The following is an 18,441-nucleotide window of genomic DNA, read 5'->3' as shown; positions in this document are numbered from 1 at the left end:
TTTTTGGATTAAAAATTCACTTTTATATCTTTTTTAATCTTAAATTCTAATTGTTATGAAATATTCTCACTTTAAAAGCAGAAATTATGCATTTTTAATTTTAAGGAGTAGGGAGCTTAAATACACATTAATTACATTAAAGTGATACAAGCGGTTTTGAGCAGGCATAAAAAAAGCCAACAGATGTTGGCTTTATAATTCAATTATACTGTTACAGACGGTCGATTACCGACTGAGTGAAGTCAGTTGTACCATGGCTGCCGCCTAAATCGCGAGTAGTACGGTCGCCTGATTTAATTACATCTGCCACTGCGCTACGAATGCGCTCTGCCGTATCGCCCATATTTAAATGCTCTAGCATTTGAATAGACGCTAAAATAACTGACGTAGGGTTTGCTAGGTTTTTACCTGCAATATCAGGTGCGCTACCGTGAACAGCTTCAAAGATAGCCGCATCTTCACCAATGTTAGCACCAGGCGCCATGCCTAAACCACCAACTAAACCAGCACATAAATCAGATAAAATATCGCCGAATAGGTTAGTCGTTACAATTACGTCAAACTCTTCCGGTGTCATTACTAGTTTCATACAGGTTGCATCAACAATCATTTCAGTTGATTCAATCTCAGGGTAACGTTCAGCCACTTCACGAGCAACTTTTAAGAACAAACCCGATGTTGATTTTAAAATATTTGCTTTATGAACAGCGGTTACTTTTTTGCGGCCTTCGCGTACAGCTAGCTCGTATGCAAAAGTAACGATTTTTTCAGCGCCTTCACGCGTGATCACAGACATTGCCTCAGCTTCGTTGCCATCAGCACTCACTACTTGACCTGCACCTGAATACATACCTTGGGTATTTTCACGAACAGTAATAATATCAATGTCATCGTAACGTGCTTTAGTACCTGCGAACGACTTCACAGGACGAACATTAGCGTATAAACCAAACTGCTTACGAAGTGTTACATTGATTGATGTAAAGCCTTCGCCTACAGGGGTCGTTAATGGACCTTTTAAAGTGATTTTATTTTTAGCAATCGTGTCAATTGTTTCTTGTGGAAGCAATTCGCCCGTTTTTTCAAGCGCAGCGAGGCCAGCGTCAACAAATTCATAATCAAAATCGCATCCTGCGGCTTTTAGTATTTCAAGTGCTGAGTCGATAATGCTTGGGCCGATGCCGTCGCCTTTGATCACTGTTATGGTTTGTTTGGCCATGAACTTTTCCTTTAAAGATTTGGATACACACATAAATAAAAAATACTCACAGAGTTTAGACTACTTATATGACAGGGGTGCTAAATTTAAGCCGGCATTTATACCAATTTATTGAACATTTTGCCAGTTTATACTGCAAATACAGGGTATAACTTTAATTTATAGTGATAATAAGTTAGCTAAATACTATTGTGCAGACCTAATTGCTGCAGGGATTGATAAAAAATGGCCTCACTTTTCCAGCCATGGCGGGTGAGTTGTTGATTTAATATCTGCTGTTGCCATGCTGTTAATGGCTGGTTAGGTTTAAGTACGCGCTGGGCTACAACTTTCAAAGCTGCCCACAACTTAGCGCTATCATCGAGCTGCTTTTTAGGCAATGTTTCAGCTTTTAATAACGCTATTGCCCAAGGGTCGCTACTAAGTAATTCATTAAGCTCATTAGTTAAATGAGGGGTATCAACATTGTTTATGCCAAAAAATGTGCATATTGGCGTATCTAAGGATTTATTCGGTGTTTGGTCTAGGGTGATTTTTCTAGAAACTTCTGGGCTGTAATTAATTAATAGATAATATAAATAGGCATATAGGCTCAAACTAATGCGTTCACTTTGCAAATTTTTATCGTGTTTTACTAACAGCTCTACAATGTTGACTAAACAACCCATGCGGGTACACAAAAATGTATGTAAAGGATGGGCAATACTATTTACTAACTGCTCGAAAACCATGCCTTGAATAATCGCAGGGGCCTTATCGTAACCGACCATAGACAAGCTATGCCTTAAATCTTTTGCCGGTTGCAGCTCTTTATTATACTGTTTTACTGCATGGCACACTGATTTTATAACATTAGGATAAGGGGTAAGTAATGTATTTAATGCTTTGTAACTGTACTCTTGTTGGTTTTTTATTTGTTTAACTAATTCGTACAAAGAGGACTGTGTATTGTCACTCTTATGAACAATATGCAGGTATTCACTGTCCCAAACTTTTAAAAACAAGCGATCGTCATTACACGGCCATGCCTTTGAGCCATCCTCTAATGATGCTTTTATTCGATACCAGGCCATTTTTGTATTGGCATTATTAACGATAATATGACGGCCTGCCGAATCTGTAGCCAAATAAATCATTGTTTGGTCAGCATAAACCACTTGGCTACCTGGTACATATTGTCCAACGTGTGCCACTAAGTCTTTTAATAGTCCCTGTGCAAATGAGTTGGGGGTTCTTATGTACAAATCAGCTACTGCTTTATAAAAACTAATATGCTGCTGTTTTGCGTTGCAGGTTACGTTAAGCGCCAAAATATTTGCCAAAGCAACCAATACACTGGCTCCGTCATAAAGCATGACTTTAGGCGTGTTTAATAATGCGTGTTTGTATTTGGCTAGTTTAGCTAAAATATGGGCAATTTGATGTGCTGGTTGTTGTGATGTCAATATCACTTTGGCAGCGAGTTTATGGCGTAACTGCCACATTTTAGTGTCGGTATTAGTAAATGCTTGCTGCTGGGCTAGTTTATTCAACTGATTAGCAACACAAAGGTGTTCCACCAATGAGGCACTGATATAAAGCTCTGTTAAGTGTTTATCGTAATTTTGGCTAGCACTTAATGCACAAGTTAAAACACATTGATTAACCACTAAATTGGTTGCAAAGCTATAGTGTGTTTTATACAAATTGAGCTGAGCTTGTAACGCCGCTGGGTTTTGTTTATATAACGCTGCGTATTGTTCTGCAAGTTTACAAACAATCGGGTAAAAAGTATGCCACTGGTTTTTATTATTATGTGAACCTAAAAGCAACTGTGTGCTTTCGAGTAGCTTTTTTAGGTTACCCGACAGTGGTGCTTCCATTAAATTGTTCCATCATTTTGCTCAAGGTATTTTTCATAAGCACTTGGGCCCCACATTATTAGTTGGCCGTTTTTAAATAATAACCCGGTACATTCATCCATGGTGGTAATGCCATCCGAGGTTTTATGTTGTGTACGATAAAATATAACTTGCCACACCTGTTCACCATCGCGCTTGGCGTAGGTTAAATCTGGGCTGCCTAAATATTCAAGCACAGCGTTTAGCGTAAAAGCATCTTCTAAGCGCAGTTTTTCAATATAGCGTTTATTGAATGCTTCGCGGTCTTGCCAAATCATTGCTTGTGGATCGTCTTTATAAAACATAATAACCGACGTGGCTATCAGTGCATATAAACCTAATCCCAATATCAAATACCTAAAAAACTTTTTAAACATTGCCTACCCAGACCAATATAACTATTACTAGTATACGTATTGCGATCGTTCAGTGCCATTAACTTGCGACTAATTAAGCCTTAACTGCTTTAAACTAAAGCCTAAGTGGATATCAGTACGCAAACTCACCAGTTGTTTAGAAATAACAAACATATCCATATCATCAGCAAGCTTTTTTTGTAAGCGCGCACTTAATGATTCATCGCTTAATGCCTCTTCGAGAGTGTTGTACTGATTCACCAATTGTTGTGCCGATTTAACACCAATGCCTTTAACACCTGGAATGTCATTGGTTTTGTCTCCTGCCAGGGCCCAAAAGTCTATGAGTTTGTGTTGTGCCACGCCAAAACGTTCTTGGATATGCTGCTGTGTGAGCTGTTGTTTTTTAAAGTAATCATAAACTTCAATTTGCTCATTTAAATGCGGTAAAAACCCTTTATCGGTAGAGACAATAGTGTTATTTATCTGATTGTTGGCGGCTTTATGGGCTAATGTTGCAATAATATCATCGGCTTCATCGTTAGTCGGCTCAAATACCACAATGCCGGTTTCTTCAATGGCCGCTTTAAAATGTGGCAAGGCTTCTTTTAACGTTTGTGGCATCGGGGCGCGCGAATGTTTGTAATCTTTGTAAAAGTGATAGCGCCAACTTTTATCGCCATCAAATACAGCAATTGCATGGGTTGCATTAGTGGTTGTTATGAGTTTTTTGCAGGCATGTGCTACTCGAGCGCAGCATGCTTTTAACATATGTTCGTCGCTGTGATGCGTTTGGTTAGCATCAACAGCATAGATGCGCCTAATTAAATTAAGCGCATCAATAAGAAGTAAATGGGGATTCAATTATAAACTCACGCTTTTATTGTATAACAAGGAATATACTTACTGCCAGGGAGCTTCATTCTACCTTGTTCTACAAACGCTTGTAAAAGTGTGTCCATTGCTTTCATTAAATCAGGCTCGCCACTGAGGACATATGGGCCGTCTTTTTTAATCGCATTTAAACCTTCTTCTTTTACATTTCCCGCCACTATTCCCGAAAACGCACGGCGTAAATTAGCCGCTAACTGTTGTTTGGGTTGATCAAGGTGTAAATCAAGCGAAGCCATGGCCTCATGAGAGGGGTAAAAAGGTTGCTGAAAATCACTGTCTATTTTCAAGGTCCAGTTAAAGTAATATGCATCCCCTTGGCTTTTACGGTATTCGCGTACACCATTCATTGCCGACTTTAACTTTTGGCTTACTAATTGAGGATCATCAATAATCACTTCAAATTTATCTAGGGCTGCATCGCCTAAAGTCATTTGAATGAATTGACACAGCTCCTCAAAGTAAGCTTCACTTTGTTTTGGACCGGTAAGAATAACAGGTAAACATTGCTTTTCGTTTTCAGGGTGCAACAAAATGCCTAATAGATACAATAGTTCTTCAGCTGTGCCTGCACCACCAGGAAAAATAATAATGGCATGAGCGGTGCGAACAAAGGCCTCAAGTCGCTTTTCAATATCGGGTAAAATAACCAGTTCATTCACAATCGGGTTAGGTGGCTCAGCTGCAATAATGCTGGGCTCAGTTAAACCTAAATAACGGTTGTTAGTTATACGTTGTTTGGCATGACCAATAGTGGCGCCTTTCATCGGGCCTTTCATTGCACCAGGCCCACAGCCAGTACAAATATTTAACCCGCGTAAGCCTAATTCGTAACCTACTTGTTTAGTGTATTTATATTCTATTTCGTTAATAGAGTGGCCGCCCCAACATACAATCATGTTAGGTTCACTATTTACTTTAAGAGCGTCGGCATTTCTAAGCATGTCAAAAACCATGTGGGTAATGGCTTTAGTTTCTTGGAGATTTTTTTCATACTTTTGGCAAATAAATAAGATATCGCGAATAACCGAAAATATGTGCTCATGTATGCCGGTGACTATGTGGCCGTCAACGAAGGCCGTTTGCGGCGGGTTCTCTAATTCAATTTTAATACCGCGTTCACGGCTTACTAAACGAATATCAAAGTCTTTATGTTTTTCGTATATATCGTTACTTACATCGGTATGGCTGCCTACATTAAGCACAGCTAAAACACAATTTCTGAATAACCTGTAGCGTTCGCTTGTTGATGACTGTTCTAGTAGGTCTACTTCTAGCTGCGATAATAAATCTAATACCCCTGTTGGGTTTAACTGTATTAGCATCGGCATTCTCCTTGATACTTCTTGGGTAAATTTACTGCGTAATTATGCCTTGTACTCAAAGGTAGAAATGCATAACACTATTTACTAATGCACAGACGATCCCGGCCTGAATTTTTAGCATCGTATAAAGCTTGATCGGCTCTATCAAATGCTTTTAGAGGGGTATCACCCTCTTTAAATTGGGTTGCGCCTAGCGAAACAGTAATTTCAATTTGTTTGTCTTTAAATTTAAACGGTATCTTTTTAATAGACTGTCTTAATTTATTGAGGTGCGCTGTCGCGTTTTCAAGTGAAGTGCGTGGCATTAATAGCACAAACTCTTCGCCGCCATAGCGTGCAATAAAATCTGATTGCCTAATCGACTTTTGCAGCGCTTTGGCAATAACTTGTAAAGTAATATCGCCCGCAGTATGGCCAAATCGATCGTTGATTGATTTAAAATGGTCGACGTCTATAACAACTAGCGTTATGTCTGACGGTTGTTCGTTAAATAAATTAATTTCGTGGTTGTAACGCTCATCAAATGCCGCGCGATTAGGCAGTTTTGTCAGGCTGTCGAGTAAGCTTTTAAATCGTTGCTCATTTAAACGTTTTTTATAGTTACTGACTTTGTTTTCTAAGCTATTAATTCTTTCATTTATTTGCGTAAAGCTGGCAACTAAAATTCTGCGATCTTTTTGTTCGAGTTGCTCTTTTTCTAAAATATCTGCACTGAGTGAGCGTAACTCGTTTTCAACTAGCTGCTTTAACGCTGTGATTGAGGTCGCATTTTTTGTTTGTGTATTTAAACTTTCTAGCTTTTCACCAATGCGTTGATTTATTGAGTCAAATTCAACATTCATTGATTCAGAGTGTTCACTGGTTGATACCAATGACCGATGCAGCTCTTCAAGTGTTTGGTTTAATGAAGCTAAAAAGCTTTGCGCTGATTCACGTTCAACGTGAATACTTTTAACAATTAAAGTAATCACATCTATTGCGGCATCAAGTAGCTGGTCAACGGCTTTATTTTTAGCAATGCGTTTTTTTATTAAATACAGTGATTCGTTGGCTTCTTCTTCTAGTACGAGCTCACTAACTAATTTAAACAGCTTTTCAGTGAGCACACTTAGATTGGGTGGTTCAAAGGTATTATTGCTTTTAGCAATTAAAGCTTGATGATAAAAGGTGATCAATTGGTTTAATATTGGGATAAACCCATGCACCGATTGTATATCGTCAAGTTGGTTATCTAATAAATGACGCAGCGTTCTGCGGGTTTCGTCAGGCAGGCCTTTCGTTTGTTGTAACTGTTTTCCTGCATTTTGTACGCTGGTGAGAAGATCACGTTGATGCGCTAGTTGAATCGCTTCCTGATTTTTTAGCAAGGCCAAAATATCATCTACCAAAGGAGAGAAGTCTTCAAAATCCATTCCTTTGTTTAATGCGCTACGGAACTTTGCTAGGCGGTTATCAAGCTCAATATCAAGTCCTTTACAGCTTAAAGATAACTTAGCCGCAAAGTTAGAAAGGGTGTCAACTTGATGTTTACGAGCGCTTTCTATTACTTTTCTACTGTCAATTGCTTGTTTTAGTTTTTGTTCCACCGTATTGGAGCTCCTAGACACCTACACACCATTATTTTAATACCTTTATTGGTTTAGTTTACAACAAAAACATATTAATAGTAGGTATGAGATCAAAAACTTAATGTTTTTAGCAACAAAATACGAACGATCTTAAATATAAGTGTATTTATCGCTTTTAATTCACTTTTAAAATGGGTCTTGTTAACCTTGGCACAACAATACGTTATATAAAAAAGAGCCTTTATGAAAAAGCTACTTGCCTTATCAATTTTAGCTGCCTGTTCAGCACCGGTATTTGCCGACGTTAATTACGCTTTAAACATTTCTCAGCCAGAGCATCATTTAGGTGATGTGAACGTAGAATTTCCTAAAACGGCGCAGTCTTTCTTAGATGTGAAACTTCCAGCATGGCGCACTGGTCGTTATGAAATTTTAAATCTTGCCAATGGCGTTCGCTACTTTAAAGTCAGTGATGATGAAGGTAATGCATTAAAGTGGGAAAAGATTGACCACAGCACATGGCGCGTTCATTTAAATGAACCCACTGAAGTAAATATAGATTACCAAGTGTATGCCAATGAGCTAGGTAAGCGCGCCCGCCATATTGACGACAGCCATGCCTTTATTGATGCGTCAGGCTTTTTTATGTTTAGCGAATCATTTCGCCAAGAGCCAGTAACGGTTGAATTAAACGTCCCTAAAGCATGGCGCTCTGTGTCAGGCATGGAAAATTATAAAAATAAGCACAGCTTTAAAGCCAGTGACTACGATGTATTAGTTGATTCGCCAATCGAAACCGGTATTAACGAGCTACGCACTTTTGAAGTTGATGGTCGTGAGTACGAACTGGTGGTATGGGGTGAGGGCAATTACGATATTGAACTGATGCTAACCGATTTGAAAAAGCTAGTGGCTACCGGCAATGTGATTTGGGACAGCTACCCTTATGAACGTTATGTATTTATGGTACATGCTACATCAGGCGCAAGCGGGGCAACTGAGCACTTAAACTCAACGATTATTCAGCGCCCACGCGACCGCTTTGCTAAACGTGAAGACTATTTAGGTTTTATAAGTACTGCAGCTCATGAGTTTATTCATACTTGGAATGTAAAAGCGTACCGTCCTAAAGGGCTTGCGCCATATGACTACACTAATATTAATTATTCAAAATTGCTATGGATAGCAGAGGGCTCTACCAGCTATTTTGAAGATCATTTATTAGTGCGTTCGGGTATTCAAACTAACGATGAGTTTTTTAAAGTATTAAGCAAAACCATTAACCGCCACCTCACTACCCCTGGGCGTGAAGTACAAAGTGCCAGCGAAACCAGTTTTGATAAATGGATAAACCAAGGCGGCGATCACGCACGTAACTACAGCACTAATATTTACCTTGAAGGTTCATTATTGTCGATGGCGTTAGATATCGACCTACTTGAAAATAGCCAAGGTAAAATTAGCTACAGAGATGTACATAAAGCGCTTTATAAACAGCATAAATTACCGGCAGGGTTTACTGAGCAAGACGTACTGGCTATTTTAAAACAACTATCAGGGCGTGATTACAGCGCGTGGTGGCAGGCAAATGTTAGCTCACCAGCCAACCTTGATTTTGATGCACTGCTAGCAAAAGTAGGTTTAAGCTTAGAGTTACCAGAAAAAGCCAAGGCCACACCAAGCTTAGATGCATTTACTAAAAATACTGGCGAGTTACTTACGCTTACCCATGTACGCCGCGATGGTGCAGCATGGCAAGGCGGCTTAACCACCGACGATAAACTCGTCGCTATTAATAAAAAGCATGTAGGTAAAGACTTAACAGCCAGCCTAGAAACCTTTAAAGCAGGCGACAAAGTTACTGTTGATTTTATTCGTCGTGATGCATTAATGTCGACTGAGCTTGTGTTGTCTGAAGACTTCGAAAAACCTAAAAAAGTGGTTGCGAATAAAAATGCAACTGATGAGCAAAAAGCATTATTTAAAGCATGGATGGGTGTAGCGCATCCAAATGATGTGAAAAAAGACGACTAACATCGTATATCATATTGTTTAAAAAGGAGCTTAGGGTACAAACCCTGAGCTCCTTTTTTGTTTATTGGGCGCTATATTGTAACAATTTATCTCAGCGCAGTTGACCTTACTCATACTTAATGAGTAATCTGCAGGTTCAATAATAAAAGGGATTCTATAATGCGTTTAAAACCTCTTGTTGCCACTTTGGTAGCAACCTGTTCACTGGCACTTTCTTCTGCGGCCAATGCCGATGAAGGTATGTGGCAACCTCATCAGCTACCAGAGCTGGAATCAATTTTAAAAGCCAAAGGCCTTGAAATCAGTGTTGATTCAATTTCAAAATTAACCGAATTTCCAATGAATGCGGTTATTAGCTTAGGCGGATGTACAGCCTCGTTTGTTTCGCCAAAGGGCTTAGTTGTTACTAACCATCACTGTATTTATGGCTCAGTGCAATATAATTCAACGCCTGAAAACAACATACTTGAAAACGGCTTTTTAGCAAAAACACCGGCTGAAGATTTACCTGCTGCGCCAGGTTCACGTGTGTACGTTACAGAAACAGTGACCAACGTGACTGATAAAGTAATTAGCGGCACTAACGAGCTAAGTGCAAAAGCACGCTACGATGCGTTAGAAAAAAATCAAAAAGCCCTCGTTGCAGAGTGTGAAGCTGATGCTAGCTACCGTTGTAATGTATATTCGTTTCATGGTGGTTTAGAGTTTTACCTTATTAAATCGCTGGAAATTAAAGATGTACGTTTAGCGTATGCACCTGCTATGGGCGTAGGTAAATACGGTGGCGATATCGATAACTGGATGTGGCCGCGTCACACAGGCGATTTTGGTTTTTACCGCGCCTATGTAGGTAAAGACGGCAAACCAGCAGAATACAGCGAAGACAACGTACCGTACGTGCCTGAGTCTTACTTAAGTGTAAGTGCTAAAGGCGTACAAGAGGGTGATTTTGTCATGGTTACTGGCTATCCAGGACGAACCAATCGTTACCGTATTGCGGCAGAAGTCGATTATGTATTTAACGACAGCTACCCTAAAGCGCGCATGCACAATACTAAATACGTGTCATTAATTGAAGAAAACTCAGAAGATGGCAGTAAAGCGCGTATTGCTTACGAAAGTACCATAGCTGGTTATAACAACTACATTAAAAACTATGGCTCGATGATCGAAAGCTTTAAAAAAGGCACCATGTTCGAGCGTAAAAAGCAGTTTGAACAAGAACTTACAAGCTGGATAAACAGCGATAGCGAACGTAAACAGCGCTACGGTAACGTACTTAATGAGTTATCAGCACTTGTTGCACAATCGCAAGAGCACAGTGAGCGCGACCGTATGGTAGGCTATGTTCACCGTTCACAAATGATCAGCACGGCACGTCGTTTATACCGTTTAGCTTATGAAAAACAAAAGCCAAATAGCGAGCGTGAATCGGGTTATCAAGAACGTGATTTACCGCGTATTAAATCGGGTTTAGAGCGTATGTCTCGTCGCTTTGACGCAAACGTAGATAAAGCTATATTACTGCACTTTTTAGAGCAATATGCAGCATTACCTAAAGCAGAGCGTTTTAGTGAAATTGATAAAGCCTTTGCTTTAGAAAATGGGTTTGATAAAGCAAAACAAAGTGCATTACTTGATGAAATGTACGCTAAATCAACGCTTGATAACGAAATTGTACGTAATTCATTATTTGAGCAAACGCTTAGCCAATTAAACCAAAGCCAAGACCCATTCATGCAGTATGCAAAAGCCATATTCACGGTAATGAAAGCTGAGGAAGATAAGTCAAAAGCCCTTGCAGGTAAGTTACAAGCCGCTCGCCCAGAGTTAATGAGTGCGATTATTGCCTTTAATAAAGCGCAAAACAAACCGGTTTACGCCGATGCAAACAGCACATTACGTGTAACTTACGGCACGGTAGGCGGGTATTCTCCGCAAGATGGTTTAGTGGCCACGCCGTTTACCTCACTTGAAGGGTTGCTTGCTAAAAACACCGATGTTGACCCATTTAATGCGCCTAAAAAGCTGCAAGAGCAAATTAAAGCGAAGCTTTATGGTGATTACACAGGTGGCATGAATACCGTACCGGTTAACTTTTTATCAAACGTAGACACAACTGGCGGTAACTCAGGTTCACCAACACTAAATGGTAAAGCTGAGCTGGTGGGTTTACTGTTTGACGGTGTGTACGAAAGCATTATTGGTGATTGGGATTACAACCCAGAGCTAAATCGCTCAATCCATGTGGATTCACGTTACATGCTGTGGGTTATGGATAAAGTAGATAACGCACAAAACTTATTAGACGAAATGAAAATCGTAAAATAAGAAGCAGTTAAAATAACAAAAAGGCGCTTACCTTAACCGGAAACGCCTTTTTTTGTTTAAACATTTTTGATTAATTTAACTTAGGGTACGGGCTACGGGCTACGGGCTACGGGCTTCGGGCTAAGAGCTACGGGCTAAGAGCTACGAGGTTCGGGTTGCGGGGGGAGCTAATTTGTTTTAGCAGTAAGTATCTTTAGTAGCAGCGATTTTATATCGCGTCAGAGTTAAGCCTAAATAAGTATTTACCACCGAGAACACAGAGTTAACAGAGAAATACTTAAAAGATATGAATCCATCTCTGTGCAGCGCAAAGCGCCTCGGGATTCTCTGTGGTGAAAAAACTCTTTTTAGCAGTAAATGTCTTTCGTAGCAGCGACTTTATATCGCGTCAGAGTTAAGCCTAAATAAGCATTTACCACCGAGGACACAGAGTTCACAGAGAAATGCTTAAAAGATATCAATCCATCTCAGTGCAGCGCAAAGCGCCTCGGGATTCTCTGTGGTGAAAAAACTCTTTTTAGCAGTAAATGTCTTTCGTAGCAGCGACTTTATATCGCGTCAGAGTTAAGCCTAAATAAGCATTTACCACCGAGGACACAGAGTTCACAGAGAAATGCTTAAAAGATATCAATCCACCTCTGTGTAGCGCAAAGCGCCTCGGAATTCTCTGTGGTGCAAAAATTGTTTTTATCAGTAAATGTCTTTTGTAGCAGCGATTTCATATCGCGTATTTATGGGCATTAGCATTTTACTCGCGCCTCGTAGCCCGAAGCCTCCCATCCACTTCTCTTTGTGTAATAAGGTCTTTAAGTGATTTATGCACAAAGAGGGCGAGGAGACGCTGCGCTTTTAGAGGAAGATATAAAACAAAGCTGTTTTTAGCTAGTCACTACCATATAGTGCAACGTTATCTTTGCTGAGTATGTAAGGTGACGATTTATAGTAAACAAAGAACCAGCCTAATATGGCTAATATTACGCCTAAACCATATTTGCTAAAAATTGGAATATACATTATCAATGTAAACACGACTGCCGAATACAATAAAAATATAGCCCAAAATAATTTTGAGCTGATAAGTTTCAATCTCGTCTGACAATTGGCACATTTAAAGTAAAACGGGAATGCAGATAAAGAAAGGCTGAAAACATCTAATTTATGTTCACAGCGAGGGCACAGACTCATAAATTTCCTTGTACTTTTAACGGCCTTGTTAGCTTTCGCTTACACCAACTTGTTGTGCCACTTGACTTGTTAGGGAAAAATGAACCTCAATATCAGTTGGTTCAATATTTTCAATTTTATACTCACCACCCAACAGCCAAGGTTTTGTTAAGCTATAAATTTGGTTGTGTGATAATGATTTACCTGATTTTATTAAATCACCTACCATTTGAACTGCAAAGTATTCTATAACGAACTCTTTATCGGCTAACAACTCATTGAAGCCTTCAGGTGTCTCCGCTACTTGTGAGAACTCACTGCCTCCTGAGTCTAGCCACCAAACTTGGCCATTATTTATATTTTGAACAAATGCATCACCGGAAGCTGAAAGCAATATAGGTAAATATTCTCCATCCAATAACCACTCCCATTCAGATAACAGAGAGTCTCGTTCAAGGTGCGAGAAATTTACCGTTAAGTCATTTAATGTCATCTGAACTTCCTAGAAAGCTAACGCCCTAATTTGGCGGCACAAACACGTGGGCTATACTGCGAAGCAGCCCGCGTGTTTGTGTCCCCAACATTTGATTGTTATGCATAGCCAAACTCTAAAAGAGCCATAAATGCTAACAGAGAAACAACACTACCGACCAAGTAAACCCTGGATTGCTTGTAGCTGTGAGGGTTCTCTGTTTTGTTTAACATTTTGGCCAAACCTGATACAAACGTTTGCCCGCTGGCAGTAGATATTTTTCTTTCTAAAACAACCATACCCAAATTGATACCAAAAAACATAAACAAAATTAAAACAAAAAGCGTTGAGATAATCGTTGCTGTACTTTCAATATTTACCAAGCCGAGTCCTTTTTATGCATAACAATTTAATAGTGCGCTCACCGCGCATATTTATACCAGCGCTGCGCTCACTTTTCTATTTTATATAGTTTTAACAAATTACCTAACATATTACTATCACTAGTTTTTTATTGTATTTAAGCAACGCTTAGAGGAATAACATGCGCGCTTGGCTCATTTTCTTGAATATATGAGCAAACGGTAGTTTGAACACTTAGCTAGATACAGCATTCAATCAAATTCCTTTAACATTCTTTAGTATATTTCATGTGCACTTTGTAACCATTAAATGCTACGTTAGATGTAACTATATTGAAGGAATAAATTATGAAACTTGAGTCTTTAGCGTTGCACCATGGTTATGAATCTGAAGCCACCACTAAGTCGGCGGCGGTGCCGATTTATAACACCTCTTCGTACACTTTTGATAATACGCAGCATGGCGCTGATTTATTTGATTTAAAAGTCCCTGGTAATATTTATACCCGCATTATGAACCCAACCAATGCCGTACTTGAGCAGCGTATTGCGGCGATGGAAGGCGGCATTGGTGCGCTGGCGGTGGCCTCGGGTATGGCGGCCATTACTTATGCAATTCAATGTTTATGTGAGGTGGGCACTAATATTGTGAGCACCAGCCAAGTGTATGGCGGTACTTATAACTTATTTGCTCACAGCTTGCCGCGCCAAGGTATTGAAGCACGGATGATTAAAGCCGATGATTTTGACGGCTTTGAAAACGCGATTGATGAAAACACCCGTGCGGTTTTTTGCGAGTCAATTGGTAACCCTGCTGGGAATATTGTTGATATTGCTCGCCTTGCGAAAATTGCCCACAGTAAAGGGGTGCCTTTAATTGTAGATAACACCGTGGCTACGCCGTATCTGTGTCGTCCATTTGAGTTAGGTGCCGACATTGTGGTGCACTCACTCACTAAATACATTAACGGCCATGGAACCGCTATTGGCGGCATGATTGTTGATTCGGGCAAGTTTGACTGGAAAGCCAATGCCACCCGTTTTGCGATGATGAATGAGCCTGATCCGTCGTACCATAATGTAGTGTATACCGATGCGTTTGCTGAGGCGGCGTTTATAGGTCGTTGTCGCGTTGTACCACTTAGAAATACCGGTGCGGCGCTTGCGCCTAAAAACGCCTCTGATATTTTAATTGGCCTTGAAACGTTAGGGCTAAGAATGGATCGCCACTGCGAAAACGCGCAAAAAATTGCTGAATACCTAGAGAGCCACCCTAAGGTGCTGTGGGTTAATTACGCGGGATTAAAATCAAGCCCATATAACGAAATGAGCCAAAAAATTACCAATGGTAAAGCGTCAGGTATTTTAAGTTTTGGCATTGCCGGTGGCCTTGAAGCCGGTACGCGCTTTATTGATGCCCTCAATATGATTTTACGTTTGGTTAATATTGGCGATGCTAAATCGCTGGCGTGTCATCCAGCATCTACTACGCACCGCCAATTAAATGATGAAGAACTGGCCAATGCGGGCGTTAGCCGCGATTTAATTCGTTTATCGGTGGGTATTGAAAACATTGACGATATTATTGCCGATGTAAGCCAAGCGCTTGATAAGGCCTAAATTGTACAGTAAATACCTCAAACTTTTTTGAGGTATTTATTTTTGTAATCAAAAAGGAGTGCAGATACATGAAATTTTTAATTTTTCTCGGTTCGGTTAGAAAAAGTAGCCCACCTAAGCCTGCGCGTTTAGGGGAGAGAGTAGCAAAAGCATGTGAGCGTTGTTTGCTTGAGCACTACTCTAAGCATGAAATAGAGCTTATTGATCCGCTCGATTATGATTTAGACCCTGTGTTTAAACCGCACTTTGCCTATACGCAGGCTGAGGTACCTAAACAACTTGATGATTTAGCAGCAAAAATTAAAGCCAGCGATGGCTTTGTTATGGTGAGCCCTGAATATAATCATTCGATGAGTCCGGCACTCGCTAATTTGCTAAACCACTTTGGTAGTTCTTTATTTGGCTATAAACCCAGCGCAATTGTTACCTATTCTGCAGGGCAGTGGGGCGGCGTGCGCGCTGCTGTTGGTATGCGCAGCTTTTTAAGTGAACTGGGCTGTTTGCCGGTATCAGCAATGATCCATGTACCAAAAGCGCAAGACGTGTTTATTGAAAGTGGTGACGCAAATAATGCGGCAGAGCAAATATCGTGGGATAGCTATTTTTCGCGCACCTTTAATCAATTAATTTGGTGGGCAGAAGGTGCTAGCAAACAACGTGAAGCGTTAGACCCTAAGCGATTAAGTAAAGACTTTAAACGTGACCCTTCACAACGTAATGCGCCTTAATGGTTATAAATTTAAGCTAGTCTTTTTTGGCATCTTCACGAGGGGAGGCCAATATAGCTTGCTTTTGCTCATCGGTTAAAATAATCCAGTCGAATATTTCGTCACTTGTGCGCCCGCACCCAGTACAGTAGCCATTCATTCTATAACATTCACCGATACAGTCTGTTTTTAAATGAGTGGATTGTTTACTGGGTGTTAGGCGCATACATTCTCTCGTAATTATTTAGTGGCGACGGGCTTTCCTACTTCTAACGAGGTAGACCAGGTTTTAATTTTTGATAAGGTTTTGCTGGTATAAACAGAAATAACCGGCGATTTATCATCAAGTACAAAGGTGGTGCGCAGAGAGGTTTCCGACTCTTTTTGTGTTTCTAACCAGTTGCTATTTTTTGTTAGACATTGGCGAGTGAGCTCAACGGCTTGTTGATGCATGGCAACGGCTTGTTGTTGGTCTTTGTAGTTTTCTTGACAGCGATAGGTCACGGTTTGATTGTTAAAGCTGGTTACTTGGCAGTTATTGCCAAATACGTTGTACTTTGCGCTCCACACATCTAAATAAGGTGTTTTTACTTTGGTGTCTTTTAACGCTGCAAAGCGATTGTCATAGGCGGCAATCAGCCCATCCATTTTTTCGCAGGGAGTTAGGTTATCTAGTTTAGCTTTTTGTTCAGTGGTTAAACTGCTACAGCCAGATAAAATTAGGCCAGTTAATACCAGCGATATATAGGTTTTCATAATGCGCTATCCTTTTGTAATAGCTATTCCTTGGACGTTAACTAAAGAATACCTAAGGGAGGGAGTAAATGCTATTCGCAAGGTGTAATTTAAAATGAATTTATGGTTTTAACATACTGAGTGCGCCACAAAATGGCGCACACAGTAACAGGCGGTTTTACTTATGACGCCCTTGTAGGCAAGCAACTGCATCGGTGAGCTCTAAGCCTTGACGCTGTAGTAACACAATTAAGTGATACAACAAGTCAGCCGATTCGTTAGTAAGCTCATTGTTGTCGTGTTTCATTGCCGCAAGCGCCACTTCAACGCCTTCTTCACCTACTTTTTGGCAGCTGCGGCTTAAGTCTTCAGCAAATAAAGATGCGGTGTAGCTTTTAGCTGGATCGTCGTTTTTACGTGCAACAATCACATCTTCAAGTTGCGCTAAAAAGCTTAAGCTTGGTTTTGCAGCATCGCCAAAACAGCTTTGCGTGCCTAAATGGCACGTTGGCCCTTCTGGATTTGCCAATACTAAAATTGAATCGTAGTCGCAATCTGTATGCACAGAGACCACGTTTAAGTAGTTTTCTGATGACTCGCCTTTGGTCCATAAACGCGATTTAGAACGCGAATAAAAAGTCACCTTATTACTTTCAAGCGTGACAGCAAGTGCTTCGCTATTCATAAACCCTTGCATTAAAATAACGCCAGAGCGTGCATCTTGAACAATGGCAGGGATCATCTCGCTTTTTGCGAAATCAACTTGAGTTAGGTTTTCTTGCGTTACTAGCATAATCTGGCTGCCACTTGGTTATCTATTAAAAATTGTTTTAGTTCGCCAATGTTAATCACGTTTTTATGAAAAACGCTGGCTGCGAGTGCACCATCTACTTTGCTTTGTTTAAATACATCAACAAAATCTTGCATTGTGCCTGCGCCCCCTGAGGCGATTAAAGGAATGTCGCATAGCTCGCGTATTTTGCTTAGTTGCTCGTTGTCGTAACCATTACGAACGCCATCTTGGTTCATACAGTTTAAAACAATTTCGCCAGCGCCTAAGTCTTGTACCCGCTGAACCCACTCTTGGGTTTTATAACGAGTACGGCTTGAGGCATTAGGATCGCCTGTAAGCTGATACACTAAGTATTCACCGGTTGTTTCATCGTAAAAGCTATCAATACCGACAACCACACACTGCTTGCCAAACTCATCGTGTAACTCTTTTATAAGCTCAGGACGAGCAATGGCAGGGCTATTAATGCTGATTTTGTCAGCGCCGCGTTCAAGTACGCGCGCTGCATCGGCTACCGATTTAATGCCACCCGCTACACAAAATGGAATATCGATATGGCGGGCAATATTTTCTACCCAATTTACATCGAGTAATCGTTTTTCAACGCTTGCACTGATCTCGTAAAATACCAGTTCGTCGGCACCGGCTTCACTGTAGGCTTTAGCAAGTGTTAAAACATCGCCGACTACCTCATGGCCCTTAAATTTAACGCCTTTAACGACTTGGCCGTCTTTTACGTCTAAACAAGGAATTATGCGTTTTGATAACATAGTGTCACCATTAGTTTAATATTTTGATATTTAAGGGGTATTTCTTTTTCGGTTTTTGATTTTGATTTAAAATGGATACACATAGGCTACACTTAATATATTATTTATCTAATAATGTTTGAATAACAATTCAACGTCGCATTGCTGAAATCGTCACATTTATTGAGTTTGACTAGGAATATAACGCATAAGAAGCAGTTAGTTAATACATAAG

At 40.3% G+C, this 18,441-nt stretch carries 16 protein-coding genes; 4 read left to right on the top strand and 12 right to left on the bottom strand.

Annotation, left to right across the window (positions count from 1 at the left end):
• Positions 1-211 precede the first annotated feature (211 nt).
• The 6 genes from A9479_RS10455 to A9479_RS10430 all read right to left on the bottom strand — a co-directional run bounded on the left by A9479_RS10455 (position 212) and on the right by A9479_RS10430 (position 7,257).
• Complete coding sequence (locus A9479_RS10455; protein WP_013463267.1) at positions 212-1,219, bottom strand: isocitrate dehydrogenase; 1,008 nt, start codon at positions 1,217-1,219, stop codon at positions 212-214.
• A gap of 179 nt (positions 1,220-1,398) precedes the next feature.
• Positions 1,399-3,081: a hypothetical protein gene (locus A9479_RS10450; RefSeq protein WP_064663384.1), complete on the bottom strand. Its 1,683-nt coding sequence runs from the start codon at positions 3,079-3,081 to the stop codon at positions 1,399-1,401.
• Entirely contained in the window at positions 3,081-3,476 is a 396-nt protein-coding gene (locus A9479_RS10445; RefSeq protein WP_024600863.1) for a DUF3192 domain-containing protein, read from the bottom strand. The genes A9479_RS10450 and A9479_RS10445 overlap by 1 nt, the downstream gene beginning before the upstream one ends.
• Before the next feature lie 69 nt (positions 3,477-3,545).
• Complete coding sequence (gene xni, locus A9479_RS10440) at positions 3,546-4,319, bottom strand: flap endonuclease Xni (RefSeq protein ID WP_013463270.1); 774 nt, start codon at positions 4,317-4,319, stop codon at positions 3,546-3,548.
• Positions 4,320-4,327: 8 nt separating this feature from the next.
• Positions 4,328-5,671: a nucleotide 5'-monophosphate nucleosidase PpnN gene (gene ppnN, locus A9479_RS10435; RefSeq protein ID WP_013463271.1), complete on the bottom strand. Its 1,344-nt coding sequence runs from the start codon at positions 5,669-5,671 to the stop codon at positions 4,328-4,330.
• A 77-nt stretch (positions 5,672-5,748) separates the two neighbouring features.
• Entirely contained in the window at positions 5,749-7,257 is a 1,509-nt protein-coding gene (locus A9479_RS10430) for a GGDEF domain-containing protein (protein WP_013463272.1), read from the bottom strand.
• Between the two features lie 225 nt (positions 7,258-7,482).
• On the opposite strand from A9479_RS10430, the gene A9479_RS10425 reads away from it, so the two are divergent.
• Positions 7,483-9,273, top strand: coding sequence for a M61 family metallopeptidase (locus tag A9479_RS10425; protein ID WP_064663383.1), 1,791 nt, complete (start codon positions 7,483-7,485; stop codon positions 9,271-9,273).
• A gap of 159 nt (positions 9,274-9,432) precedes the next feature.
• Positions 9,433-11,604, top strand: a complete 2,172-nt coding sequence (locus tag A9479_RS10420) for a S46 family peptidase (RefSeq protein WP_016899731.1) — start codon at positions 9,433-9,435, stop codon at positions 11,602-11,604.
• Positions 11,605-12,817: 1,213 nt separating this feature from the next.
• On the opposite strand, the gene A9479_RS10415 is transcribed toward A9479_RS10420, so the two are convergent.
• The gene (locus A9479_RS10415; protein WP_064663382.1) at positions 12,818-13,261 is read right to left on the bottom strand and encodes a T6SS immunity protein Tdi1 domain-containing protein; all 444 of its coding nucleotides are present in this window, start codon (positions 13,259-13,261) and stop codon (positions 12,818-12,820) included.
• Positions 13,262-13,359: 98 nt separating this feature from the next.
• Positions 13,360-13,623: a hypothetical protein gene (locus A9479_RS10410; RefSeq protein ID WP_064663381.1), complete on the bottom strand. Its 264-nt coding sequence runs from the start codon at positions 13,621-13,623 to the stop codon at positions 13,360-13,362.
• A gap of 327 nt (positions 13,624-13,950) precedes the next feature.
• Here A9479_RS10410 and A9479_RS10405 point away from each other — a divergent pair, with 327 nt between their 5' ends.
• Positions 13,951-15,222: an O-acetylhomoserine aminocarboxypropyltransferase/cysteine synthase family protein gene (locus A9479_RS10405; protein ID WP_008112587.1), complete on the top strand. Its 1,272-nt coding sequence runs from the start codon at positions 13,951-13,953 to the stop codon at positions 15,220-15,222.
• A 68-nt stretch (positions 15,223-15,290) separates the two neighbouring features.
• Complete coding sequence (locus tag A9479_RS10400; RefSeq protein ID WP_064663380.1) at positions 15,291-15,950, top strand: NADPH-dependent FMN reductase; 660 nt, start codon at positions 15,291-15,293, stop codon at positions 15,948-15,950.
• Positions 15,951-15,966: 16 nt separating this feature from the next.
• On the opposite strand, the gene A9479_RS19700 is transcribed toward A9479_RS10400, so the two are convergent.
• From A9479_RS19700 to hisF, 4 genes are all read right to left on the bottom strand, one after another.
• Complete coding sequence (locus tag A9479_RS19700; protein WP_016900157.1) at positions 15,967-16,155, bottom strand: DUF1289 domain-containing protein; 189 nt, start codon at positions 16,153-16,155, stop codon at positions 15,967-15,969.
• Positions 16,156-16,169: 14 nt separating this feature from the next.
• A complete protein-coding gene (locus A9479_RS10395) occupies positions 16,170-16,685 on the bottom strand; it encodes a hypothetical protein (protein WP_028834563.1) in 516 nt (171 codons plus the stop codon).
• 157 nt (positions 16,686-16,842) lie between these two features.
• On the bottom strand, positions 16,843-17,457 hold the full coding sequence (gene hisIE / locus A9479_RS10390) for a bifunctional phosphoribosyl-AMP cyclohydrolase/phosphoribosyl-ATP diphosphatase HisIE (RefSeq protein ID WP_013463284.1): 615 nt from the start codon (positions 17,455-17,457) through the stop codon (positions 16,843-16,845).
• Positions 17,451-18,227, bottom strand: a complete 777-nt coding sequence (gene hisF / locus A9479_RS10385) for an imidazole glycerol phosphate synthase subunit HisF (RefSeq protein ID WP_033103129.1) — start codon at positions 18,225-18,227, stop codon at positions 17,451-17,453. The genes hisIE and hisF overlap by 7 nt, the downstream gene beginning before the upstream one ends.
• Between the last annotated feature and the right edge of the window lie 214 nt (positions 18,228-18,441).

Origin of the sequence: Pseudoalteromonas sp. MQS005 (assembly GCF_001661605.1) — a bacterium.
GTDB lineage: Bacteria > Pseudomonadota > Gammaproteobacteria > Enterobacterales > Alteromonadaceae > Pseudoalteromonas > Pseudoalteromonas tetraodonis.
Note: the sequence above shows the minus strand (reverse complement) of the source record. Positions and strands in the feature narration are given on the sequence as shown.

Excerpts from the sequence above, each read along its gene's own strand:
- A9479_RS10455 (WP_013463267.1), bottom strand. The coding sequence starts at position 1,219 with ATGGCCAAACAAACCATAACAGTGATCAAAGGCGACGGCATCGGCCCA.
- A9479_RS10450 (WP_064663384.1), bottom strand. The coding sequence starts at position 3,081 with ATGGAAGCACCACTGTCGGGTAACCTAAAAAAGCTACTCGAAAGCACA.
- A9479_RS10445 (WP_024600863.1), bottom strand. The coding sequence starts at position 3,476 with ATGTTTAAAAAGTTTTTTAGGTATTTGATATTGGGATTAGGTTTATAT.
- ppnN (WP_013463271.1), bottom strand. The coding sequence starts at position 5,671 with ATGCTAATACAGTTAAACCCAACAGGGGTATTAGATTTATTATCGCAG.
- A9479_RS10425 (WP_064663383.1), top strand. The coding sequence starts at position 7,483 with ATGAAAAAGCTACTTGCCTTATCAATTTTAGCTGCCTGTTCAGCACCG.
- A9479_RS10420 (WP_016899731.1), top strand. The coding sequence starts at position 9,433 with ATGCGTTTAAAACCTCTTGTTGCCACTTTGGTAGCAACCTGTTCACTG.
- A9479_RS10415 (WP_064663382.1), bottom strand. The coding sequence starts at position 13,261 with ATGACATTAAATGACTTAACGGTAAATTTCTCGCACCTTGAACGAGAC.
- A9479_RS10405 (WP_008112587.1), top strand. The coding sequence starts at position 13,951 with ATGAAACTTGAGTCTTTAGCGTTGCACCATGGTTATGAATCTGAAGCC.
- A9479_RS10400 (WP_064663380.1), top strand. The coding sequence starts at position 15,291 with ATGAAATTTTTAATTTTTCTCGGTTCGGTTAGAAAAAGTAGCCCACCT.
- A9479_RS19700 (WP_016900157.1), bottom strand. The coding sequence starts at position 16,155 with ATGCGCCTAACACCCAGTAAACAATCCACTCATTTAAAAACAGACTGT.
- A9479_RS10395 (WP_028834563.1), bottom strand. The coding sequence starts at position 16,685 with ATGAAAACCTATATATCGCTGGTATTAACTGGCCTAATTTTATCTGGC.
- hisIE (WP_013463284.1), bottom strand. The coding sequence starts at position 17,457 with ATGCTAGTAACGCAAGAAAACCTAACTCAAGTTGATTTCGCAAAAAGC.
- hisF (WP_033103129.1), bottom strand. The coding sequence starts at position 18,227 with ATGTTATCAAAACGCATAATTCCTTGTTTAGACGTAAAAGACGGCCAA.